General features: G+C 60.6%; 19 protein-coding genes and 5 pseudogenes. 12 read left to right on the top strand and 12 right to left on the bottom strand.

Going from position 1 to position 21,699, the window contains the following annotated elements; all coding sequences use genetic code 11:
* Nucleotides 1-6: 6 nt before the first annotated feature.
* The gene (locus LDP01_RS04285) at nucleotides 7-1,686 is read right to left on the bottom strand and encodes an FAD-binding dehydrogenase (protein ID WP_224090457.1); all 1,680 of its coding nucleotides are present in this window, start codon (nucleotides 1,684-1,686) and stop codon (nucleotides 7-9) included.
* A 68-nt stretch (nucleotides 1,687-1,754) separates the two neighbouring features.
* On the opposite strand from LDP01_RS04285, the gene LDP01_RS04280 reads away from it, so the two are divergent.
* Nucleotides 1,755-2,834 carry a quinone-dependent dihydroorotate dehydrogenase gene (locus tag LDP01_RS04280; RefSeq protein WP_224090455.1) on the top strand — a complete coding sequence of 360 codons (1,080 nt, stop codon included), beginning with the start codon at nucleotides 1,755-1,757 and terminating at the stop codon, nucleotides 2,832-2,834.
* Between the two features lie 112 nt (nucleotides 2,835-2,946).
* On the opposite strand, the gene LDP01_RS04275 is transcribed toward LDP01_RS04280, so the two are convergent.
* Complete coding sequence (locus tag LDP01_RS04275; RefSeq protein ID WP_224090454.1) at nucleotides 2,947-3,540, bottom strand: DUF3043 domain-containing protein; 594 nt, start codon at nucleotides 3,538-3,540, stop codon at nucleotides 2,947-2,949.
* A gap of 117 nt (nucleotides 3,541-3,657) precedes the next feature.
* On the opposite strand from LDP01_RS04275, the pseudogene LDP01_RS04270 reads away from it, so the two are divergent.
* The 5 genes and pseudogenes from LDP01_RS04270 (at nucleotide 3,658) to ctaF (ending at nucleotide 8,905) form a co-directional block, all read left to right on the top strand.
* Nucleotides 3,658-5,131: pseudogene (locus LDP01_RS04270) on the top strand (M20/M25/M40 family metallo-hydrolase).
* Between the two features lie 198 nt (nucleotides 5,132-5,329).
* Nucleotides 5,330-5,719, top strand: coding sequence for a HesB/IscA family protein (locus LDP01_RS04265; protein WP_216925609.1), 390 nt, complete (start codon nucleotides 5,330-5,332; stop codon nucleotides 5,717-5,719).
* Nucleotides 5,720-5,901: 182 nt separating this feature from the next.
* Entirely contained in the window at nucleotides 5,902-6,774 is an 873-nt protein-coding gene (gene ctaC, locus LDP01_RS04260; RefSeq protein WP_224090452.1) for an aa3-type cytochrome oxidase subunit II, read from the top strand.
* A 10-nt stretch (nucleotides 6,775-6,784) separates the two neighbouring features.
* Nucleotides 6,785-8,507, top strand: a pseudogene (gene ctaD / locus LDP01_RS04255) (aa3-type cytochrome oxidase subunit I).
* Nucleotides 8,504-8,905, top strand: a complete 402-nt coding sequence (gene ctaF, locus LDP01_RS04250) for a cytochrome c oxidase subunit 4 (RefSeq protein WP_224090450.1) — start codon at nucleotides 8,504-8,506, stop codon at nucleotides 8,903-8,905. The pseudogene ctaD and the gene ctaF overlap by 4 nt, the downstream one beginning before the upstream one ends.
* A gap of 65 nt (nucleotides 8,906-8,970) precedes the next feature.
* Here the strand turns inward: ctaF and LDP01_RS04245 are convergent, their stop codons facing one another.
* Nucleotides 8,971-9,264 carry an HPr family phosphocarrier protein gene (locus LDP01_RS04245; protein ID WP_224090448.1) on the bottom strand — a complete coding sequence of 98 codons (294 nt, stop codon included), beginning with the start codon at nucleotides 9,262-9,264 and terminating at the stop codon, nucleotides 8,971-8,973.
* Between the two features lie 164 nt (nucleotides 9,265-9,428).
* Here LDP01_RS04245 and LDP01_RS04240 point away from each other — a divergent pair, with 164 nt between their 5' ends.
* On the top strand, nucleotides 9,429-10,217 hold the full coding sequence (locus tag LDP01_RS04240) for a GntR family transcriptional regulator (protein WP_224090447.1): 789 nt from the start codon (nucleotides 9,429-9,431) through the stop codon (nucleotides 10,215-10,217).
* A 100-nt stretch (nucleotides 10,218-10,317) separates the two neighbouring features.
* On the opposite strand, the pseudogene qcrB reads toward LDP01_RS04240, so the two are convergent.
* The 4 genes and pseudogenes from qcrB to ctaE form a co-directional block, all read right to left on the bottom strand.
* A pseudogene (gene qcrB / locus LDP01_RS04235) lies at nucleotides 10,318-11,992 on the bottom strand (cytochrome bc1 complex cytochrome b subunit).
* A complete protein-coding gene (qcrA, locus tag LDP01_RS04230; RefSeq protein ID WP_224090445.1) occupies nucleotides 11,970-13,040 on the bottom strand; it encodes a cytochrome bc1 complex Rieske iron-sulfur subunit in 1,071 nt (356 codons plus the stop codon). Before qcrA ends, qcrB begins: the two are co-directional and overlap by 23 nt.
* 100 nt (nucleotides 13,041-13,140) lie before the next feature.
* Nucleotides 13,141-13,929 (bottom strand): cytochrome bc1 complex diheme cytochrome c subunit, encoded by a 789-nt coding sequence (qcrC, locus tag LDP01_RS04225; RefSeq protein WP_224090444.1) that lies wholly within the window; start codon nucleotides 13,927-13,929, stop codon nucleotides 13,141-13,143.
* A gap of 87 nt (nucleotides 13,930-14,016) precedes the next feature.
* On the bottom strand, nucleotides 14,017-14,655 hold the full coding sequence (gene ctaE / locus LDP01_RS04220; protein WP_309929666.1) for an aa3-type cytochrome oxidase subunit III: 639 nt from the start codon (nucleotides 14,653-14,655) through the stop codon (nucleotides 14,017-14,019).
* A 148-nt stretch (nucleotides 14,656-14,803) separates the two neighbouring features.
* Here ctaE and trpD point away from each other — a divergent pair, with 148 nt between their 5' ends.
* Nucleotides 14,804-15,871: an anthranilate phosphoribosyltransferase gene (gene trpD, locus LDP01_RS04215; protein WP_224090443.1), complete on the top strand. Its 1,068-nt coding sequence runs from the start codon at nucleotides 14,804-14,806 to the stop codon at nucleotides 15,869-15,871.
* A gap of 17 nt (nucleotides 15,872-15,888) precedes the next feature.
* Here trpD and LDP01_RS04210 read toward each other — a convergent pair whose 3' ends face one another.
* Both LDP01_RS04210 and LDP01_RS04205 read right to left on the bottom strand, forming a co-directional pair.
* A complete protein-coding gene (locus LDP01_RS04210; protein ID WP_223932953.1) occupies nucleotides 15,889-16,167 on the bottom strand; it encodes an Lrp/AsnC family transcriptional regulator in 279 nt (92 codons plus the stop codon).
* A gap of 72 nt (nucleotides 16,168-16,239) precedes the next feature.
* A pseudogene (locus tag LDP01_RS04205) lies at nucleotides 16,240-16,630 on the bottom strand (DUF3054 family protein).
* A gap of 131 nt (nucleotides 16,631-16,761) precedes the next feature.
* On the opposite strand from LDP01_RS04205, the gene LDP01_RS04200 reads away from it, so the two are divergent.
* Entirely contained in the window at nucleotides 16,762-17,139 is a 378-nt protein-coding gene (locus LDP01_RS04200) for a VOC family protein (RefSeq protein ID WP_224091022.1), read from the top strand.
* Between the two features lie 83 nt (nucleotides 17,140-17,222).
* On the opposite strand, the gene LDP01_RS04195 is transcribed toward LDP01_RS04200, so the two are convergent.
* Entirely contained in the window at nucleotides 17,223-18,479 is a 1,257-nt protein-coding gene (locus LDP01_RS04195) for an integrase catalytic domain-containing protein (RefSeq protein ID WP_224090438.1), read from the bottom strand.
* A gap of 188 nt (nucleotides 18,480-18,667) precedes the next feature.
* Between LDP01_RS04195 and LDP01_RS04190 the strand changes: the two genes are divergently transcribed.
* Nucleotides 18,668-19,126: a VOC family protein gene (locus LDP01_RS04190; protein WP_224090437.1), complete on the top strand. Its 459-nt coding sequence runs from the start codon at nucleotides 18,668-18,670 to the stop codon at nucleotides 19,124-19,126.
* Between the two features lie 87 nt (nucleotides 19,127-19,213).
* Nucleotides 19,214-19,642, top strand: coding sequence for a VOC family protein (locus tag LDP01_RS04185; RefSeq protein WP_224090433.1), 429 nt, complete (start codon nucleotides 19,214-19,216; stop codon nucleotides 19,640-19,642).
* A gap of 75 nt (nucleotides 19,643-19,717) precedes the next feature.
* Here the strand turns inward: LDP01_RS04185 and LDP01_RS04180 are convergent, their stop codons facing one another.
* Nucleotides 19,718-20,065: a hypothetical protein gene (locus LDP01_RS04180; RefSeq protein WP_224091209.1), complete on the bottom strand. Its 348-nt coding sequence runs from the start codon at nucleotides 20,063-20,065 to the stop codon at nucleotides 19,718-19,720.
* Nucleotides 20,066-20,078: 13 nt separating this feature from the next.
* Nucleotides 20,079-20,702 (bottom strand): annotated as a pseudogene (locus LDP01_RS23925) (Lrp/AsnC family transcriptional regulator); the annotation flags it as partial.
* A gap of 100 nt (nucleotides 20,703-20,802) precedes the next feature.
* On the opposite strand from LDP01_RS23925, the gene LDP01_RS04170 reads away from it, so the two are divergent.
* Nucleotides 20,803-21,648 carry an RNA polymerase sigma factor gene (locus tag LDP01_RS04170; RefSeq protein WP_224090432.1) on the top strand — a complete coding sequence of 282 codons (846 nt, stop codon included), beginning with the start codon at nucleotides 20,803-20,805 and terminating at the stop codon, nucleotides 21,646-21,648.
* Nucleotides 21,649-21,699 lie beyond the last annotated feature (51 nt).

Below are 21,699 nucleotides of genomic sequence, written 5' to 3'. Positions count from 1 at the left end.
TTCAGCTTAGACACTCGCCGCTGCGTCGCGTCCCGCGGCCCTGCCTGTGAAAAGACATCCACCCAGGAAGGTTCCCTCCAGGGCCCTGTACCCATGGATGCCGCCTCCGCCGAAGCCCGCCGCTTCACCGGCTGCATAAAGGCCCGGGATCACCCGGTCTTCCTGGTCCAGGACCCGGGACCTGAGGTCAGTCTTCAGCCCTCCCAGGCTTTTCCTTGTGAGGATGGACAGCCTGATGGCAATGAGCGGTCCGTGGGCAGGATCGGCCAGGCGGTGTGGGGGAGCCACCCGCATCAGTTTGTCAGTGGCAAAACGGCGGGCCGCGCGGATAGCAGCCAATTGGGGGTCCTTGCCCAGTCCGCTTGCCACTTGAAGGTCGCGGGCGCGCACCAGCGCATCCAGGTGGTCAGCGCTGATCAGTTGATTGCCCGTGAGTGCGTTCATTTTCCCGGCCAGATCATGGGGCGAGGATGCCTGAATGAAGTCGATGCCTTTGTCCAGGAAACGTTGTATGGGGGTATCGCTGCCTGGCTTCAGTCGGGAAACGAGCAGTGAAACGTCCCTCCCGGTCAGGTCCGGGTTCTGCTCGGATCCCGAAAGCGCGAGTTCCTTGAGCGCAATGGTGCGGTTCAGGACGAACCACGAATAACTGTGACCGGTGGCGACGATGTGGCGCAGTGCGCCAAGGGAATCGAAGCCTGGAAACAGAGGCGCCGGCAGCTGTTGCCCATCGGCATCCAACCACAGTGATGACGGACCGGGAAGGATGCGGATGCCGTGCTTGGGCCACACGGGATCGTAGTTATGGATGCCCTCGGGGTAATGCCACATGCGGTCTCCGTTCACCAACGATGCACCGAGGGATTCCACAACTGGAAGGAAATTACCATCCACTGAAGCGGGAACACCACTGAGCATGTCAGCCGGTGCAGCGTTGTCCGGCCATTGCCGGCGCACGGTCTCGTGATTGCCGCCGATGCCGCCTGTAGTCACTACGACAGCGCCCGCCCTGGCCTCGAAACCCCCGACGGCGGTTCGCGAGGACGCTTGGCCGCGCACCGCCGTCGAGGGTTCCAGAATCTGGCCCGTGACACCTGCCACCCTGCCGGCCGTCGTCGACAGCCCAGTAGCCCTGTGCCGGAAGTGCAGCGATACCCTCCCCGTCTGGACACCTTCCTGCACCTTGGCCAAAAACGGTTCCACGAGGGCGGGGCCCGTTCCCCACGTGACGTGGAACCGGGGAACGGTGTTTCCGTGTCCTTGGGGGCCATAACCTCCGCGTTCTGCCCATTGCACCAAAGGGAAGATTCCGACTTCGAGGCTTTTCAACCAGGCGCGCTTCTCACCGGAGGCAAAGTGGACATAGGCTTCGGCCCACTGCCGCGCCATCGCATCGTGTGGCCGGTCAAAGCCTGCGGAGGCCACCCAGTCCGCGAGCGCCAATTCAGCGCTATCCCTGACACCGAGCCGGCGCTGCTCCGGCGTGTCGACCATGAACAGGCCCCCGAAGGACCAATGTGCCTGTCCACCCAGGGATGCCGACGGCTCCTGGTCCAGGATCGCCACGCGCTTGCCTGCCGCGTAGGCGGTTGCTGCCGCTACCAGTCCGGACAAGCCGGCACCTACGACGATGACGTCGGCGAGGATTGGATTCCCATGATCTGCATCACGATCTTGTAGCGGCATGCGTACATGCTAGCCGCAGGCAAGGTCACGGGTTTGGTGTGTTGTCAGTAAACCGGAAAACTAGGACCATGCGTGTTTACCCCACCTTCTTCAAGCTCGCCTTCTCCTGGATGGATGCCGAGAAAGCCCACAAGATCGGCTTTCAAGCGATCCGGGCGGCCCACCGCACCGGCGCAGGCAGGGTTCTTGCCAGGATCACAGCTCCGGATGCATCCCTTCGAACCGAGGCGCTTGGGTTGACGTTCCCCTCTCCCTTCGGTTTGGCAGCCGGCTTTGACAAGGAAGGCCACGGAATCGAAGCGCTGGCCGATCTGGGATTTGGCCATGTTGAGGTGGGAACCATCACCGGGCAGGCGCAGCCTGGCAACGAAAAGCCGCGTTTGTTCCGATTGATTGACGACCGCGCCGTCATCAACCGGATGGGCTTCAATAACGACGGTGCAGCAGCGGTGGCTCCGCGACTCAAGTCGGCGAAAGCTGCACTGCAGCGCCTTCACGCCGATGTACGGCCCGTGATTGGTGTCAACATCGGCAAGACGAAAGTTGTTGAGCTGGATGAGGCCACAGAAGACTACCTCGTCAGCGCCCGGAGCCTCGCTCCTGCGGCCGACTACCTCGTGGTCAATGTCAGTTCGCCAAACACGCCGGGACTACGGCTGCTCCAGAACGTGGAAACTCTTCGGCCGCTGCTCCGGGCCGTGGGGGATGCCGCAGATGAAGCTGCTGGCCGCCATGTTCCCCTGCTCGTCAAGATAGCGCCTGACCTGAGCAACGAGGACATCGACGACGTCGCCCGGCTTGCGCTTGACCTCAAGCTGGACGGCATCATTGCAACCAACACCACCATCGCCCGGGACGGCCTCGTCACTGACGCTGCGAAGGTTGGATCGCTGGGAGCCGGCGGGCTTTCAGGTGCCCCGCTGAAGCAGCGGTCACTGGAGGTCCTGCGACGACTCAAGGACGCCGTCGGTGACCAGCTGGTACTGATTGCCGTGGGCGGCGTGGAGTCCGCCCAGGATGTCCAGGACCGTTTGAATGCTGGGGCAACCCTGGTGCAGGGCTACACCGCGTTCCTCTACGAGGGCCCGTTCTGGGCATCACGCATCAACAAGGGCCTCGTGAAGATCCGGAAGCGGGACTCCCGCTAGTCAAAACGTCCACCTGGGAACGAATCGAAACGAAGGCCCATACGAAGAACCCCGGACCAATGGTCCGGGGTTCTTCGTATAAGTAGTGGGGTCGGGGCCTCTTTGCGTGCCGCTACGCGGGGTACTGGCCTCGCTTGACCTGTGGCTTGGGAAGGCGGAGTTTGCGGAACTGCAGGGCACGCATGCATCCGTACCAGATTGCACCGCGCTCGACTTCGCCGAACTTCTCGCCCAGGCGCTTGCGGAGCTTGCGTGAAAGGATGAAAGCATCCACGAAGACGGCAAGGAACATGATCCAGAATCCAACCAGGACATAAGTAATCTGTGCACTGTTGGCCGGGACGATAAGCGAGATCACCACGAAAAGCAGGGCGCCGAACATCAGGTATTCGCCGAGGCTGAACCGGGCGTCCACATAATCCCGAACGAAGCGCTTCTGGGGACCCTTGTCCCTCAGGGGCAGGTACTTTTCGTCACCTGTATCCAGCGCCTGCCGCATCTTCTGGCGCTGGTCCTGAATCGCGACGCGTTCGGCCTCCTTGGAAGCTTTGCGGTCGTTGGGCACCAGTGGGCGCTTGCGGGCTGCCTCTTGGTCCTTCCGCTTGGGGGTAGGGGCGCCCTTTCCGGCACCCGGCTCCTGGGCGGCGGCTTGGGCCTGGTCTACTACTGCTTGAGCGCTGGGCTCTTCCTTTTTGCGTCCGAACACCCATACAGAATACCCCGCAGGAAGGTGGCGAAGATTACGAACGTCCGGGGTCTCCCTCCAGCCTGGGAGCCCACCGCGCCTTCCTTTGCCTCCCGAAGTCAGCTGTAAAGTTTGGGCATGACATCAGAACATGCGGAGATCCCGCAGAATCAGCGACGGAACTCCGGCCACAGCACTGAGCGCCCGTCGTCGAACGAGGCCCTCCACTCCGAAGTTGTGGCCGCTTTGGCCAAAGCAGTCGATGAGTCATTCAGCGCGACTCTTGGCTCCCTGAAGGATCTTGTCGGTATCCCGGGAATCGCGTGGCCAAGCTTCGAACCCGCCGAACTGGATCGCAGCGCCGAAGCTGTCGCCTCCTTGGTAAGGGCAACGGGAATGGATGACGTACGAATTCTGCGCTGCGACAAACCGGACGGGACGCCCGGGGGTCCCGCCGTCGTCGCCCGCCGTCCGGCCGGCGATGGCAAGCCCACGATTCTCTTGTACGCGCACCATGACGTCCAGCCGCCAGGCGATCGGGCGCTTTGGGCTTCCGAGCCTTTCATCGCGGAGGAGCGGGAAGGGCCGGCTCTATGGTCGCGGCGCGGCTGACGATAAAGCCGGCATCATGGCACATCTGGCTGCTTACGCGGCTGCGACAAAGGTCCTGGGGGATGACTTTGGCCTCGGCGTGACGCTCTTCTTTGAAGGCGAGGAAGAAGCGGGCTCGCCCACCTTCAGGACATTCCTTGAGGAACATCGCGAGCTTCTCCGATCCGATGTAATCGTCGTGGCAGACTCCAGCAATTGGAAGGTCGGCATTCCTGCCTTGACCACCAGCCTGCGTGGGCTCGTGGATGGCACGTTCGAAGTCCGTGTGCTGGAGCATGCGGTGCATTCGGGAATGTACGGTGGCCCGGTGCTGGACGCTCCGACCCTGCTGTCCCGCCTCATCGCGACCCTCCACGATCACGAAGGTAATGTCGCGGTGGCCGGGCTCGTTGGAAATGACAACGTTGCGGTTGACCTGACGGAGGCCGAATACCGCGCCGACGCCTCAGTGCTCGACGGCGTCAAACTCGCCGGGAGCGGGACGATCGGCTCGCGTTTGTGGACCAAGCCGGCGTTGTCCATCATCGGCATGGATGTTCCTGCCGTTGCCGTTGCCTCCAATACGCTCATTCCCTCAGCCCGCGCCAAATTCAGCATGCGCCTGGCTCCCGGACAGGATCCCGACGCCGCTATGGAGGCTTTGAAGAGCCATGTTGAGTCCCACGCACCATTTGGCGCCGAAGTAACATTCACGCCAGGGGAGAGGGGCAATGCCTTTTCGACCGATACCTCGTCGGCAGCTGCCAGGGTGGCACTCTGGGCCTTGGGGGAAGCCTGGGGAGTCCAACCAGTGGAAATGGGAATCGGCGGTTCCATCCCGTTCATTGCCGACCTGACCGAGATGTATCCCGACGTCCAGATTCTGGTGACAGGCGTAGAAGATCCGGATTCCCGCGCCCACAGTGCCAACGAATCGCTGCACATCGGCGATTTCCGTAATGCTGTGCTGGCCGAGTCGCTGATGCTCGCGCGGCTTAACGCCGAAGGCCTTGATGGCTGAGCAGCGCAATGGCGTTACAGGGTGTCGTTTATGGGCGGCGGGGCAGGTCGGGAACAAGTGAATGCGGTCCGTGGTTACGTCAGAAGTTATAGCTCAGCGTCTGCGCGACGTAGCATGGAGCTATAACCCGTACGTAATTGGGTAAGGGCAGGCTGCGTTCCGGCGCCGCCGCCAGGAGCGTCATAAGAAGGTAGGCCAATGAGCACTGCAACCAACGAAAACAGCACCGGAGCACAGCTCGTCCCCGACGAGGAGCTTCCCACGCACGAGGTCAATCTGACCGATGTCGCAGCAGGCAAGGTCCGTAGCCTCCTCGAACAGGAAGGGCGCACCGATCTGCGTCTGCGGGTTGCAGTCCAGCCGGGCGGCTGCTCGGGCTTGATCTACCAGCTCTACTTCGACGAGCGCCTTCTCGACGGCGATGCCGTCCGCGACTACGACGGCGTCGAGGTGGTAGTGGACAAGATGAGCGTGCCCTACCTGAGTGGGGCAAGCATTGACTTCGAGGACACCATCTCGAAGCAGGGCTTCACCATTGATAACCCGAACGCCGGCGGGTCTTGCGCTTGCGGCGACTCGTTCCACTGACGTGAGCTATCGCCGCATGTCGGCGCCCCTCTGTATGCGTTCCAACGCATTCGGAGCCACGGCGCCGACATGTGCGCGAAAACCGCTTCATAGCGGTAAGCTCTACATCGGGTAGTAAAACTTTTAGTGTGCCCGGTGGCCTTTGGCCTGCCGGGAGACAGCAACAAGAGGAAGGGCCGTCTGTGAGTTCGCAGAACCGAACCGGCAGCCGACGCATAAAGATCACCTCGATCACTGGCTTGGCACTAGCCGGCGCGTTGGTTTTGACCGGATGTTCACCAGAGGTAGAGAAGGGTTGGCTGCCAACTGAGCGCGGCACGACCAACCACACTGACCGGATCATGGACCTCTGGGTCAACTCATGGATCGCCGCCTTGGCAGTCGGTATCATCACGTGGGGCCTTCTGGTCTGGTGCATCATCGCTTACCGCCGCCGTAAGGGCACCACGGGATTCCCGAAGCAGCTCAGCTACAACCTGCCGCTTGAGGTCTTCTATTTGACTATTCCGCTGTTCATGGTGCTGGTGTTCTTCTACTTCACCGACCAGGACCAGCGCGCGATCGATGACCGCTCACAGCCGGCAGACGTCGTCGTTGACGTCCGCGGCAAACAGTGGGCTTGGGACTTCAACTACAAAAAGGGCGAGGTCATCAACGAAGACCTCCACGAGGCCGGCGTTCAGGCCCACCTGACAGGCAACGAAGTCAACAAGGAACTGCTCCCCACGCTGTACTTGCCCGTTGGCAAGTCGGTTGACCTGGAGCTGAACTCCCGCGATGTCATCCACTCTTTCTGGGTTCCGGCCTTCCTGCAGAAGCGGGACATGATCCCCGGCAAGACCAACTACATCAGGTTCACCCCCACCAAAGAGGGCACCTTCGATGGCAAGTGCGCCGAACTCTGCGGTGAATACCACTCCGAAATGCTCTTCCGGGTCAAGGTTGTCTCCGAGTCTGAATTCCAGGCCCACATGGACAAGCTTCGCCAGGACGGCAACACGGGCCTGCTCGGTGCGGAATACGACCGCAACCCGGACCTGACCGAAACCAAGTAAGGGGAGCGACGTGGCTACTTACACTCAATCCGCCGGGACCCTCGAGGCTCCCGTAGTTCCTAAATCCAAGGGACGCATAGTCGTCAACTGGATCACCTCCACGGACCACAAGACCATCGGGTACATGTACCTCATTGCGTCCTTCGTGTTCTTCTGCCTCGGTGGCGTCATGGCGCTGCTGATCCGTGCTGAACTGTTCGAACCTGGCATGCAGATCCTGCAGACCAAGGAACAGTACAACCAGATGTTCACGATGCACGGCACCGTGATGCTGCTGATGTTCGCGACGCCGCTGTTTGCGGGCTTCACGAATGTCATCATGCCCCTGCAGATTGGCGCTCCCGACGTCGCCTTCCCGCGATTGAACGCGTTGGCCTTCTGGTTCTTCCTCTTCGGCTCCACCATTGCAGTGTCCGGATTCATCACGCCGCAGGGTGCTGCATCGTTCGGCTGGTTCGCGTATGCGCCACTGTCGAACACCACCTTTACGCCCGGCGTCGGCGGTGACCTATGGGTCTTTGGCCTTGCACTGTCCGGCTTCGGCACCATCCTTGGTGCAGTGAACTTCATCACCACGATCATCTGCATGCGCGCCCCCGGCATGACCATGTGGCGCATGCCGATCTTCACCTGGAATGCCCTCGTGACGTCCATCCTCGTCCTTATGGCGTTCCCGCCGCTGGCCGCTGCCCTGTTCGCCCTCGGTGCCGACCGCAAATTTGGTGCTCACATCTTCGACCCCGAAAACGGCGGCGCCGTCCTCTGGCAGCACCTCTTCTGGTTCTTCGGCCACCCCGAGGTGTACATCATCGCCCTGCCGTTCTTCGGCATTGTCTCCGAGATCTTCCCGGTGTTCAGCCGGAAGCCGATCTTTGGTTACAAGGGTCTTGTATACGCAACCATCGCAATTGCCGCACTGTCCGTCACTGTCTGGGCACACCACATGTACGTGACCGGTTCCGTGCTCCTTCCGTTCTTCGCCTTCATGACCATGCTGATCGCCGTGCCTACCGGCGTGAAGTTCTTCAACTGGATCGGTACCCTCTGGCAGGGCTCCATCACCTTCGAGACTCCGATGCTCTGGAGTATCGGCTTCCTGGTGACCTTCCTCTTCGGTGGCCTCACGGGTATCATCCTTGCGTCGCCGCCACTGGACTTCCACGTCTCGGACTCCTACTTCGTGGTGGCCCACTTCCACTACGTGGTCTTCGGTACGGTTGTGTTCGCCATGTTCGCCGGCTTCTACTTCTGGTGGCCGAAGTGGACCGGCAAGATGCTGAACGAGCGCCTGGGTAAGATTCACTTCTGGCTTCTCTTCCTTGGCTTCCACGGCACCTTCCTTATCCAGCACTGGTTGGGTGTTGAAGGCATGCCCCGCCGTTACGCCGACTATATGCCGCAGGACAACTTCACCTGGATGAACCAGTTCTCCACTATTTCGTCCTTCGTACTGGGTGCTTCGCTGCTGCCGTTCTTCTGGAATGTCTACATCACGTGGCGCAGCAACAAGAAGGTTGAAGTTGACGACCCCTGGGGCTTTGGAGCCTCGCTTGAATGGGCGACTTCCTGCCCGCCGCCGCGCCACAACTTCACGTCGCTGCCCCGTATCCGTTCGGAGCGCCCGGCACTGGACTTGCACCACCCTGAGTTGGCCCAGGTCCACACCGCCCAGTCCCCCGGACCCCGCAGCAGTGCTGCTGGGCAACGCTGACCAGAAGGACGTTCGCAAGTGAAAATCGAATCGTGGCTCTTTGGAGCAGGAGCATTCTTCTTCGTCCCCGTCGCCATCGCCTACGGCCTCCTCACGGAATGGCATGAGTGGGTCGGCGTTCTGGGCATTCTCCTCGTTGGCGGTCTCGTAGGCATGATCGGCGCCTACTTGGGCTTCACCGGCAAGCGGATCGGCATGCGTCCGGAAGACCGCCCGGATGCTGAAATCCACGAGGGCGCGGGCGAGCAGGGGCACTTCAGCCCGTGGAGCTGGTGGCCGCTGGTTCTTGGCATTGCGTGCGCAAGCGGCTTCCTGGGCCTTGCCGTGGGCTTCTGGATCACCTTCATCGCTGGTGGCCTTGCCGTTGTGGCACTGGTCGGCTGGGTGTTCGAATACAGCCGTGGCGACCACGCACACTAACGGCACAACAACATAACGACGACGGGCCCCACCTTTTGGTGGGGCCCGTTCTCGTGTTTGGGGCGTCAACGGGCCTGAGTGCCCTCCAGAACGGCAGAAAGGCCTACGAGGGCATTGTCGGCTTCGGAAACAGTTTGATCGTCCTGGAGGGCCTCCACGGCCACCTCAAGGAGTACCTCGCAACCATGGCCAAAGTCTTCTGTCATGACTTCAAGGAGCGAGCGGGCGTCGACCGGAAGGCCATCCTGCTTCCGTATTGTTACGGGCAGGCCTGTCTCGGTTACTGCCCGGACAAATACCGCTGCTGCTCGAGCATGCAAGCCAATTTCTGCTGCGACGAAGGATTTCTGCTGCGGCAAGCCAGCTCCTTTGCTAAGACGGAATAGCCGTCCGTGAAATTTGATCCATACAAGCGTAGCCGCCCGCGGGCCAGCTCTCCATATCGCTCAGTGCGGCTGGTCTAGACCTGTGCCCTGGCTGATCTACCCTTAAGGCATGACCTATTTGATGTTGGGAGCTCGTCATGCCTGAAGCCACGAGTATCGCCGGTGAAATTGACCGGACCAGCAGCACCCCCATTTACATCCAGCTCCGGGAGATACTCAGGAGTTTCATAGCCCAGTCATGTCCGCCAGGCTCGTCGCTGCCGTCTGAGCGGGACCTTTCCCTACGATTCGGTCTTGCGAGGATGACCGTACGGCAAGCCATTGATGCCTTGGTGGGTGAGGAAGTCATTGAGCGGGTGGTGGGACTCGGTACGTTCGTTAAGAAGCCCAAACTCGATCTCCAGGTGAAGCTGACCTCATACAGCGAGGAGATGCAACGACGAGGGATGGTTCCGGCTGCAAAGGTGTTGAGCTTTGAACAGATTGCCGCCAGTGCTTTTCTGGCGCGGGAGCTTCAGCTTGAGGAAGGCACGCCGTTGGTCCGTTTCCGGCGGTTGCTGTTGGCCGACAACGAACCCATGAGCGTCGACGAGAACTTCATTCCGGCACACCGCGTCCCGGGGCTGTTGGATGAGGCGCCCCCCACTTCGCTCTACAACGTGCTCAGCGAACGCTACGGCCTCGTCATGGAATGGGGCGAGGACATGATTGAGGCCACGGCGGCATCCCCTTCAACGGCGAGGTTGTTGAACGTGGACGTGGGCTCACCCCTGTTAAAGATCCAGCGCCATGCCTTCGTGGCCCGGGCAATGGTGGACTACTCCGTTTCCTACTACCGGGCCGACCGCTACAAGCTTTGGATTCCGCTGCAGCGGCCAGGGGTCCGGCCCACACGCAACTACTCCTCCGGTTACCGAACCCAATAGAGCCGGGAGCGGTCCGTATCGGGTCCATCACACACTGCAAAAACAACAGGGAAGGGCACGATCCTTATGGATCGTGCCCTTCCCTGTTTTCAAGCCGTAACTAGTGGCTGAGGCTCTTCTGGTCCTCGCCAGCTTCGATGGCCTCGTGGTGGCCATGCGCGTGGGCTGCTTCGAGTTCCGCCGGAGTTGCCGGAGCAACACGGTCTTCGAAGAACCACTTGGAAAGCGCTGCACGGCGCTTTTCCTTGCGGGTTACGACACCGTGCTCGTTCGGCGTCGCCGGCAACGGAACCGGAGATTCGAATCCAACGAGCTTGTAGCGCTTGTACTCGTCCAGGGGAGCGTGTACTTCGATGAACTCACCGTGGGGTAGCCGTACGATGCGGCCGGTCTCACGCCCGTGGAGGGCGATCTCGCGGTCCTTGCGCTGCAGTGCCAGTGCGATTCGCTTGGTCACGATGAAAGCAAGAACCGGGCCGATAAAGAACAGTGTGCGCAGCCAGTACGTGACATCGTTCAGGGATACGTGGAAATGCGTTGCGATGAGGTCCGAACCTGCCGCAGCCCACATGACGCAGTACCAGGTGAAACCGGCAACACCGATCGCGGTACGGGTAGGTGCGTTGCGGGGACGGTCAAGGACGTGGTGCTCGCGGTTGTCCTTGGTGACCCAGCGTTCGATCCACGGGTACATGAACAGCACGGTGAAGATGATGCCGGCAGGCACGAGTGCCGGAAGCAGGACGTTCAGGGTCAGCGTGTGTCCGAAGACGATGTACTCAAAGTGGAAGTTGTTGACGACACCAGGCATGAGGCGAAGTGCACCATCAACGAATCCGATGTACCAGTCAGGCTGGGTACCTGCGGAAACCGGTGAGGGGTCGTAGGGACCGTAGTTCCAGATCGGGTTGATCGTAAAGGCAGCTGCCATTAGGGCCAGCACACCGAAGACGATGAAGAAGAACCCGCCGGCCTTTGCTGCGTAAACCGGGCCGAGGGGGTAGCCGACGACGTTGCCGTCGTTGCGTCCCGGGGCCGGGGTACTGAGTGTGCTTGTGAACGACAACCATGAACAGGTGAATCACGATCATCAGCAGAATCAATGCCGGGACCAGAAGGATGTGAAGCACATACAGACGACCAATGATCGCTGTGCCCGGGAATTCTCCACCGAAGAGGAAGAACGAGATGTAGGTACCAATGACCGGAATGGACTTGATCACGCCATCGATGATGCGCAGGCCGTTGCCGGAAAGGAGGTCATCGGGGAGGGAGTAGCCAGTGAAGCCGGCAGCCATGGCCAGAATCAGCAGGACGCCGCCCACTACCCAGTTCATTTCACGGGGCTTGCGGAACGCGCCAGTAAAGAACACACGCAGCATGTGGACACCAAGGGAAGCCACGAACAGCAGTGCCGCCCAGTGGTGCACCTGACGCATGAAGAGGCCACCGCGGACATCGAAGGAGATGTTCAGCGATGAGCTGTAGGCCACCGACATTTCGACGTTGTACAACGGCGTGTAGGAACCCTGGTAATGGGTTTCAGCCATCGAGGGGTCGAAGAAGAAGGTCAGGAACGTACCCGACATCAGCAGGATGACGAAGGAGTACAGCGCCACCTCACCGAACATGAACGACCAGTGGTCCGGGAAGACCTTGCGGCCGAACTCGCGCAGGATGCCGGAGCCACCTACACGCTCGTCCACGAAATCAGTGAAACGGCCAACTTTGGTCTTCGCTACGAAGGGGGCTTCAGCTGTTGATGAGGCGCTCATGCTCGTCACGCTCCCAGTAACTCGGTCCTACAGGTTCTTTGAAGTCGCTGGTAGCGACGAGGTAGCCTTCTGCGTCAACTGCGATGGGCAGCTGGGGGAGCGGACGGCTGGCCGGTCCAAAGATGACCTTGCATTCCTGCGTGAGGTCGAATGTGGACTGGTGGCACGGGCACAGCAGGTGGTGGGTCTGCTGCTCGTAAAGAGCAACGGGGCAACCAACGTGCGTGCAGATCTTGGAGTAAGCAACAATGCCGTTGTAGCTCCAGTCCTCGCGGCCCTCGGAAGGGTTCAGCGAGTTCGGATCCAAACGCATCAGCAGAACGACGGCCTTGGCCTTTTCGTTCAGCTTGCCCTCGTGAAGTTCGTTGAGGCCCTCGGGAATGACGTGGAAGGCCGAACCGATGGTGACATCCGAAGCCTTGATGGGAGTGCCATCGGGGTCGCGGGTAAGTCGCTTGAGCTTGCCACCTTCAGGAGCCCACATGGTGTGTGCGAGCTTGTCATCCGGACGCGGTCCCAAGTCGCCGAAAATGGCGAGGGCAGGGAGCGGAGCAAGGGCAACGGCACCAAGAAGGGTGTTGCGGATCAGCGGGCGGCGCTTAATGCCGGTTTCCTCGACGATGTCGTCGACGATACGCACTGCAGCCTGGCGATCTTCCTCATGACGGATAGCGTGGCGCTCCTCCGACACTTCGTGATCGGGCATCAGGGCCTTGGCCCAGTGCACGATACCAGTGCCGATGCCGAGCATTGCGAACGCCGTACCCAGGCCCAGGAGCAGGTTCTGGGTACGGATGTTTGCAATCGTCGAATCGTCGCCCAGATCGATGGCGAAGTACGCCACCAGGAAGATCAGCGTGCCAATGACGGAGGTGCCAAACAAAATGGCTACCTGACGTTCGGCTCGCTTTGCGGCTACCGGGTCCGTGTCAGCCAGGCGCAAACGATGCGGAGGAAGTCCAGGATCCTGGAACTTCTCCACCTCATTCTGACCAGCCGTAGCTACGGTGCCCGAGTGGTTCGGACTGCCGTCACTATGGTTGCCCATAATTCGCCTCATCCTTCTCTCGTTGTCTCGGCCCTGAGCCGAGTTAATTTTCAGTTCGAAACTGCTGACCATGCAGCAGAAGTTTGTTGTCTCGTCCGGACTATGACGTGCGTGACGTCAGCCAGATGGTGAAGGCGATGATGACGCCCAAGCCGGCAATCCAGACGAAGAGACCCTCTGATACGGGGCCAAGGGAGCCGAGATCGGCACCGCCCGGCGAGCCGTTGGCTTCGATGGTCTTGAGGAAGGTGATGATGTCGCGCTTACCTTCGGGGGAGACGTTCGAGTCGTTGAACACAGGCATGTTCTGCGGGCCTGTGGCCATGGCTTCGTAGATGTGCTTTCCAGTGACATCGGCCAGCGCCGGAGCGAACTTGCCGCGCGTCAGGGCGCCACCGGCTGCTGCAGCGTTATGGCACATGGCGCAGTTGACTCGGAAGAGCTCGCCACCATTGGCTGCATCTCCCTTTTCGTCAAGGAGGTGCTCTTCCGGAATCGCAGGGCCTGCGCCGAGCGATGCAACGTAAGCGGCCAGTTGGCTGGTCTGCTCCTCGTTGAACTGGACGGGCTTCTTCTGCGCCTGGGGGCCGTTCATCTGCATGGGCATACGGCCGGTGCCAACCTGGAAGTCAACTGCTGCGGCACCCACGCCGACCAGCGAGGGGCCGTCCTTGGTTCCGCTTGCACCCATGCCGTGGCAGGTGGCGCAGTTGGCAGCAAACAATTTGCCGCCTTGTTCTACGTCACTGGCGCTGTAGCTGGTGGTGTCGGCCTTGGCCTGGTTGACAGATGTGGCAACGGCGTACAGCCCACCAGTGAGGAGGAGGCCCATCAGCAGCAGCGCAATGGCTGCCAGTGGGTGACGTCGCTTCTGCGAGAGTGCCTTCACGTGGTGGTTCCTTTATTCGATCCTGCGTCGGCTCCGCGAGCCGCTTCTTGAAATTCTGCCTCTTGTAGAAAAAGAGTCAAAGCCGGGCTACTTCAGGACGTAGATGACCAGGAAGAGGCCAATCCAGACGACGTCAACGAAGTGCCAGTAGTACGAGGTGACGATCGCTGATGTCGCTTCAAAGTGCCCAAACTTCTTGGCGGCAAACGCGCGGCCAATAATGAACAGGAACGCGATCAAACCGCCGATGACGTGCAGGCCGTGGAAGCCTGTGGTCATGTAGAAGGCGGAACCGTAGGCATTGGATGACAGGGAAACGTGCTCGGAGACGAGCATGGCGTACTCCGTTGTCTGTCCGGCCACGAAGAAGGCACCCATGATGAAGGTGAGAACGAACCATTCGCTCATGCCCCAGCGGGTGAACTGCAGGCGTCCGCCGGTGCGGCGCGGTTCAAGCCGCTCAGCGGCGAAGACGCCCATCTGGCAAGTAAAGGAACTGGCCACGAGGACGATCGTGTTGACGAGCGCAAACGGGAAGTTGAGCTTGGCCGACTCCTCGGCCCACATCAGTCCCGATGTGGAACGCAGGGTGAAGTACATGGCAAAGAGACCGGCGAAGAACATCAACTCACTGGACAGCCAAACAACGGTTCCAACAGAAACCAGATTGGGGCGGTTCAGCGTCGGGTGCGCCGGGGTACTGGGGGCATGGGTCGCAGATGTCACAAGGACATTATGTCTGTAAAAGTCCAGAGTTCCCAATGCAAACCACCGATTCGGGAGACTTTTTCTACAAAGACGCGAAATCGCGCGGAAAAGTTCCCGGTCAGGTTCACATTGGTCATCGGCGTAGCCCGGTCGATAGCATCAGGGGGTGACTTCTCCGGCATCGGCACCTGCAGCCAGCAATACCTGGCCAGGGCTCATCTCAGCACTGATCAACGGCGACGACCTTTCAGTGGGCAACACTGAGTGGGCCATGAACACGATCATGGCCGGCGAAGCAACTCCTGCCCAGATCGCGGGTTTCCTGGTTGCCCTTCGCGCCAAGGGCGAAACAGTGGAAGAACTGGCCGGTCTTGTGGAGGCGATGCTCCAGAATGCCAACCCGATACAGATCTCCGGTGAAAAGCTGGACATCGTGGGCACGGGCGGGGACAGGCTCAATACCGTCAACATCTCAACCATGGCAGCCCTTGTTGCGGCCGGTGCGGGCGCGAAAGTCGTCAAGCACGGAAACCGGGCGGCGTCGTCTACGTCCGGCTCTGCTGATGTATTGGAAGCCCTGGGTGTCCGCCTGGACCTTTCCATTGGGCAGGTTGCCCGGAATGCGGAGGAGGCGGGAATCACATTCTGCTTTGCGCAGGTTTTCCATCCCTCGTTCCGTCATACTGCGGTACCCCGGCGGGAGCTGGCAGTACCCACGGCCTTCAATTTTCTCGGCCCCATGACCAATCCTGCTCATGTCCAGGCTTCGGCAGTCGGCGTCGCCAACGCCCGGATGGCTCCTCTGGTAGCGGGTGTCCTTGCCCGTCGCGGCAGCCGTGGCCTCGTGTTCCGCGGTGACGATGGGCTGGATGAATTGACGCCCACGGGACCATCAACTGTTTGGGAAATCAGGAACGGAACTGTCACTGAACAGGTCTTCTCACCCGCCGAGCTCGGTATCGAACCGTCCACCGTGGCCGATTTGCGGGGCGGGGACGCCGCTGCAAATGCAGTGGTTGTGCGTGAGGTCCTTGACGGCAAGACAGGTCCTGTGCGTGATGCTGTCCTCTTGAATGCCGCCGCTGGCTTGGTGTCCGTTGATCTAAACGCCGAAGGCGACCTTTTGGACCGGATGCGGAGAGCCTTCGCACGGGCAGCGGAATCCGTGGATTCGGGTCAGGCTGCCGGGGTTCTGGCAAAGTGGATCGCCCTTAGCCAGGGCTCCAAGGGCTAGTCCAGGGGTCCTTGGCCCTATTCGAATCCCAAGGCAAAGGCGGCGTCGAGATCGTGCTGCGAGTACGCCCGGAACGCTATGTGCGTAGTGGTGTGGACCACTGAATCCACCTTCGACAGGCGGTCGGCAATGACGTCCGCGAGGTCTTCATGCTTGGACACTCTGGCTACAGCGATGAGGTCCCATTCTCCAGTGACGGAATAGACCTCACTGATGCCCTGGATGGCCGAAATCTGCTCGGCAGTTTCCGGAATTCGCGAAGCGTCGGTCTTGATCAGGACGAAAGCGGTGATCACGTGGGGCCTTTCCGGAAAAGCTTCATTGCGGACGCACTTCAGCCTAGTACATGGGAGAAGCGGGGAACCTTTTCAGGCCTTGGAGCGGCGCTTTCGTGACGCACGCAGAATTAGCGCGAGAATGGCGCGGTAGCCGAGCAGGAAAACACCCAGGCTGATAAGTGCCACGATGACAAAGGGCAACACCACCGTTTGGCCGGTTACCGCCCTGAGCAGCATGCCGATCACTGCGGCACCGATCCAGACAGAAACGCCGGAAGGCCAGAGGGCATAGGGCGCACGCCACACCCTTGCGACCAGCCAGGCAACGCCGGCACCGGCGAGGAAGGGCCAGGCTGTGACAAAGGCGCCCGTGATGATGTCGCCCCGGGCATGGGCATCCCGGCCCTATTGCGGCGAAGACAAGAATCAATACGAGGTCGGCGGCGGCAGCAGGGAACCAGGATCTGGGCGATGACGGCATGTTCTGACATTATCCGGGTGGAAGTGCTGGCGCGAAGTTGACGGGCCGCAGGTTCTCTCTTGCGCTTGGTTTCTGCTGCGTCCACGATGACTGACAGGAACAAGGACGCACCCCACTTACTGGAGGAGATCATGCGATTCGTTCAAGTCGCCCAGCACGCCGAGGACCTGAAGCGGGCGGCGGCCTTCTACGCTGCACTGCTGGGCGCCGATCCCAAGGCCTTGTACGACCCTGCCGGGCTCCTCTTCTTTGACGTGGGTGGCGTGCGGCTTCTGCTGGAGAAGGGAGCGCCATCATCCCTGCTCTATTTCGAGGTCGGAGACCTGCATGGCACGGTGGCGGCAATGAGGAACAGGGGTGTGAAGATCATTTCGGAGCCGCACATCATCTTCACCCATGAGGATGACCTCCTCGGACCGGCCGATTCAGAGGAGTGGATGGCCTTCATCGAGGACAGCGAGGCCAATACTGTAGGCCTGGTCAGCCGGATCAGGACGGCAGGAGACTAACTCGTGCTTGATCTGCCGGCCGCGCTGGCTGGTGCGCATCACGCATCCGGCGACAACCGCCGTCGGGCGCCTGTTGCCTCACGTCAATACCTCCGGGAAGGGGCATACGTTGCGTCATTGGAAAACCTCCGGTTGGGTCGGCGGTTCCAGTCCTCGTTGACGGGTGGTTTGAGCGGTGCCGGCTGCTTTGCGGTGGAGAGTGTTTCAAGCCTGCGGGTGAGGGACAGGATTTGGCGGGACAGGGCGGCGGGTCTGACTTTTTGGTATTCGGTATTCATGCGGATCAGGGCCATTGGTGAGACATTGGGAGCAGCGGCCGTGCGCCGGTGCGCAGTGGCCGGGGCGTCATGTCTCTTGCTGACCTTGGCTCCCACTCGGACCTTGGATACGAGTTTTTGCTGGGGCAGCAGATAGTTGGTGAAGATCCGGTCCAGTTCCCAGATCTGATTGAGCAGTTCCAGCTCCGCAGGCGTGTCGTAGCGCAGGTAGCCGACCAGCTCGCGGACCCTGGACCAGTTCTTCTGCTCCACGTGGGCCCCGTCGTTCTTGTTGTACGGACGCGAACGGGTGAAGGTGATCCGCTGGTCCTGGCAGAAGTCGAAGAGCTGGTTGTTGATGAATTCGCCCCCGTTGTCCGAGTCGATGCCGATCACCGGGAATGGGAACACGGATATGGCATGCTGCAGGGCCGCGAACACGTGCTTCTGCGCCCTGTTCGGCACGGACCGGTTGACCGTCCAGCCGGTGGCGATGTCCGTGACAGTCAGCGTGAAGCAGAACTGCCCCGAGCTGTTGGCTCCCTCGTGGCTGACCAGATCAATCTCCACGAACCCGGGCACAGCGTCATCCCACTGAGCCCAGGTGCGGATCGGAATCTGCGACTTCAGCAACGATCCCGGCTTCGTATGGGAGCGCCCGCGCGGCAGCAGCTTGGCCCGCTCCCCGGCCAGGCGCCTGTCGATCGTCGCCGCGCTCATCCGTGCCAACAGGGCCGCCTGAGCATCAGTGACCTGCAGCGCCTCCTCTGCCCGCAGCAGCGGAACAAGCTCGGGCAATTCCGCGGCCAGCAGCCTTCCCGCCGGAGCCCGCAGCACCGCCCAGCAGAGCACCAGCGCCTGCTGCAGATCCGCCCCGTACACGGGCGCCCGTCCGGGGCGAACGGGTCGCGGCCTCGGCGGATCGAGGGCGTGCCGCAGCACCGCCCGGGCGTAGTCCCGGTGCCAGCCTGTCAGTTCAACGACCTCGTCCAGAATCCTGCCCTTCCGGATCCGGTCACCGGCCCGATAGGACCTTGCCAGCTGCTTCGTCACGGCCTTGCGCTCCGCCATCGTCAAACCCATCCACCCTGCGTAACCCGCACGCACCCGCCCGGCAACCCCGCACCAGCCGGAGGCTTATTTATGAGGCAACGTATGCCCCTTCGCGGAGGTTTTTTATGAGTCAACGCGGGGCGTTGTGTGGTGGAACCCACGCGACTAGCCTCAGTCGGGGGACCAAGGGTTCCTCACGATCCTGGAGGACTTGCAGAATGCAGAAGATTTCCACCTGTTTGTGGTTTGACGGCCGGGCGGCAGAGGCGGCGGAGTTCTACACGTCGACATTTGATGATTCATCCATCCTGACATCGATGCCGGGTCCAGGCGGAGACGTTCTTACGGTCGACTTTGAGATTGAAGGGCGTCAGTTCATGGCACTGAACGGGGGACCAGCTTTCACCTTCAACGAGGCAGTTTCCCTCGTGGTGAACTGCGATTCGCAGGACGAGGTGGACCGCTACTGGAATGCGCTCTTGGAAGGAGGAGGAGAAGAAAGCCAATGCGGATGGTTGAAGGACAAGTTTGGCTTGTCGTGGCAGATCGTCCCTGTTGGGATGCCGGGCCTGTTGAATGGTCCGGATCCGGCTGGTTCCCAGCGGGCAATGGAAGCCATGTTGAAGATGCGGAAGCTTGACATCAACGTTCTGCAAAAGGCGTACGACGGCGACTGAAAGTTCGGGGGACAGGCGCCTTTGGCGCTGCTAGCATTACCGCACGGTGACGTGCGCACCTATTACAACCATGAGGAGAACTGACTAATGACAACCCGCCTCAACCCATATATCTCGTTCCGCGATAATGCCAGGGACGCAATCAACTTCTACGAGTCCGTCTTCGGCGGCGAACTGACGCTCAGCACTTTTGGCGAATATCAGGCAAGCGAAGACCCCGCCGAAGCGGAGAAGGTCATGCACTCAATGCTGGTAACGCCCAACGGCCTGACGCTGATGGCTGCCGACACGCCGAACAGCATGGACTACAACCCGGGCAACAACATCTCGGTGTCGCTAAGCGGCCAGTCCGAGGATGAAGCCGAACTTCGTGGTTACTGGGACAAACTCGCCGACGGCGGTACCGTTACCATGCCGCTCGAAAGCGCACCGTGGGGCGACACCTTCGGGATGTGTGTGGACAAGTTCGGCATCGCCTGGTTGGTCAATATTGCTGGAGAGCAACAGGGGCAGTAGCAGACCAAGCCTGGAACAAAATACAAGCGAATGCCTCGTCCGACACGCGTTGGACGAGGCATTCCCATTAAGGCCTTATATGATGCGGCGGCCGGAAGGATCCAGCCTGATGCCGACATGCTTTGGTGTTCGCAGTACGACCGAGCGGTCCATGATTTCCACCATGGGCAACTTTTCACCCAGTTGCCGCTCGAGAATGGTCATGTCATCGAGACGGCGCAGCCAGACGGACATCACAATCGAATACAGCCCGCCTGTGGTGGCTACCAGACGCACTTCTCCGAGACCCACCAACCGGCCCGCCACTGCCTCCGTCTGCGTGGCTGGTACGCGGAGGAAATACCAAACGTTGACCGGCCAAGGGGACAATGAACGGGCGATTTCCAGACGAACCACCAGCCGGTCCTGGGCCAGGGGCCGCATCCAAAGCGCTCTTCGCGCGCGGGGGGCTGATTCCCAACTTTTGGGATATTTCAGTTATCGAGGCTCGACCATCAGCGCGAAGGATCCAAAAAAGCCGCTCTTCCAGATCTGCCGATGCGCCCTTCGCGGCCGCACGTGGTTGAGGTGCTTCGCGCTCTATGAGTTTTACCTCGTGGTCCTGCAGGGAGCGCAACCGCCAACTCCGCGCATCCGCCAGGAGATTGATGACCGGATGCGTTCTTGTACTGCGGATTCCTTTGATGGCTGGCAAGCGGTCCAAAACGAATCGTGCGAGGGAAGCTTCATCGCGGCTCACGACCGTGATGACCATGTCCCTGCCACCTGCGGTGTGATCCATCGAGAGCACGTCCGGATCGGCGTCAAGCTCTTCGGTCACGCCTGACATGTCGGCAGGTGCGCACTCGATTTCCACCAGGGCAAAAGCGACATTGGAACCGATGCCACGGTAGGTCGCTACCCATGCCAGCCCTTCCGCAGAAAGAAAATTCCAGCGTCGGGCCAAGGTGACTGCATCGGCACCCACCCCGGGTGCCAAGGTCGTCCATGGTGCCCGGGGACGGATTTGAAGGGCGTGCAGGAGTTTGAGGTCCCGTTCATCAAAGTCGAAATCCTGCATGGAACGTCTACTTCCAACAAATTGTCTGCGTTTTGAGTGTGACCAATCACTTGCTGCCTAGATTCTAGGCGTCATTGCTCAAGCACTTCGGAAGGCAGCCATGCTTGCTCCCGTCCGGCCGTTCGGCCGCGTCCAATCTTCGTCGACGGCTCAGCGAGTACAAGTGCTTCCCAATCCTGCACAAAGTCACCGGGGGAGGGGAGCGGGCCAACACCCGTTGGCGGCGGGGGAGAGTGACACAATCCTGCTCGCTGCCGTGCGTGGGGGCGACTCTGGATCCTACGAGGAACTTTTCCGCCGTTACCAAGGGATTGCCACCCATGTTGCCCGGGCTGAATCGGATAATCCAATGGATGCCGACGACGTGGTCTCCGAGGCGTTTGCATCGATCCTGGAATCCCTGCTGGCGGGCAGGGGACCCGTGGACTCATTCAGGGCTTATCTGTTGACCACCGTTCGGCGAATGTCGCACCGCCGAAATCTGCAGGTCGGACGGGCAGCGACGACGGTGAGAGGCGTTGCGGGTCAGGTCGTGGTTGCTGATGATGATCCTGTTCTCAAAGACTTCGAGAATACGATCCTTATGCTGGCTTTCCGTTCCCTTCCATCCCGCTGGCAGACCGTACTTTGGCACGTGGACGTTGAAGACACGAAGCCGGCTGCAGCGGCACAAGCCATGGACCTGACTCCAAACGCTGTGTCGTCATTGCTCATCCGTGCACGGGAGGGTCTCCGGCAGGCGTACCTCCAAAAACACGTGCAGGAATCAGCTGCGGACCCCTGCACGGACTTTTCACGCTACTTCGGTAAATACGTCCGAAATGCCGTGCGCCAGGCCGCCCAGGACAAAGTTCGCCGGCACCTGGACGATTGCCTGCGTTGCGCAGGGGTGTTGGCCGAGTTGGTGGAAGTTCAGGCAGGAATGAAACGGGCACAAGTGCTGTAATCGACGTTTACTTTACATAATGTAGATTATCGGCGTTAAAACAACGGGAGT

The organism is Arthrobacter sp. StoSoilB13, from assembly GCF_019977255.1.
Classification (GTDB): domain Bacteria; phylum Actinomycetota; class Actinomycetes; order Actinomycetales; family Micrococcaceae; genus Arthrobacter.
This window is presented reverse-complemented; position numbering and strand designations above follow the sequence as displayed.

Coding starts and splice junctions, on each gene's coding strand:
- qcrA (WP_224090445.1), bottom strand. CDS start 13,040: ATGGGCAACCATAGTGACGGCAGTCCGAACCACTCGGGCACCGTAGCT.
- LDP01_RS04195 (WP_224090438.1), bottom strand. CDS start 18,479: ATGGGTTTGACGATGGCGGAGCGCAAGGCCGTGACGAAGCAGCTGGCA.
- LDP01_RS04180 (WP_224091209.1), bottom strand. CDS start 20,065: ATGCGGCCCCTGGCCCAGGACCGGCTGGTGGTTCGTCTGGAAATCGCC.
- LDP01_RS04200 (WP_224091022.1), top strand. CDS start 16,762: ATGCGATTCGTTCAAGTCGCCCAGCACGCCGAGGACCTGAAGCGGGCG.
- LDP01_RS04185 (WP_224090433.1), top strand. CDS start 19,214: ATGACAACCCGCCTCAACCCATATATCTCGTTCCGCGATAATGCCAGG.
- LDP01_RS04190 (WP_224090437.1), top strand. CDS start 18,668: ATGCAGAAGATTTCCACCTGTTTGTGGTTTGACGGCCGGGCGGCAGAG.
- LDP01_RS04265 (WP_216925609.1), top strand. CDS start 5,330: ATGAGCACTGCAACCAACGAAAACAGCACCGGAGCACAGCTCGTCCCC.
- LDP01_RS04170 (WP_224090432.1), top strand. CDS start 20,803: ATGCTTGCTCCCGTCCGGCCGTTCGGCCGCGTCCAATCTTCGTCGACG.
- LDP01_RS04240 (WP_224090447.1), top strand. CDS start 9,429: ATGCCTGAAGCCACGAGTATCGCCGGTGAAATTGACCGGACCAGCAGC.
- LDP01_RS04285 (WP_224090457.1), bottom strand. CDS start 1,686: ATGCCGCTACAAGATCGTGATGCAGATCATGGGAATCCAATCCTCGCC.
- LDP01_RS04280 (WP_224090455.1), top strand. CDS start 1,755: ATGCGTGTTTACCCCACCTTCTTCAAGCTCGCCTTCTCCTGGATGGAT.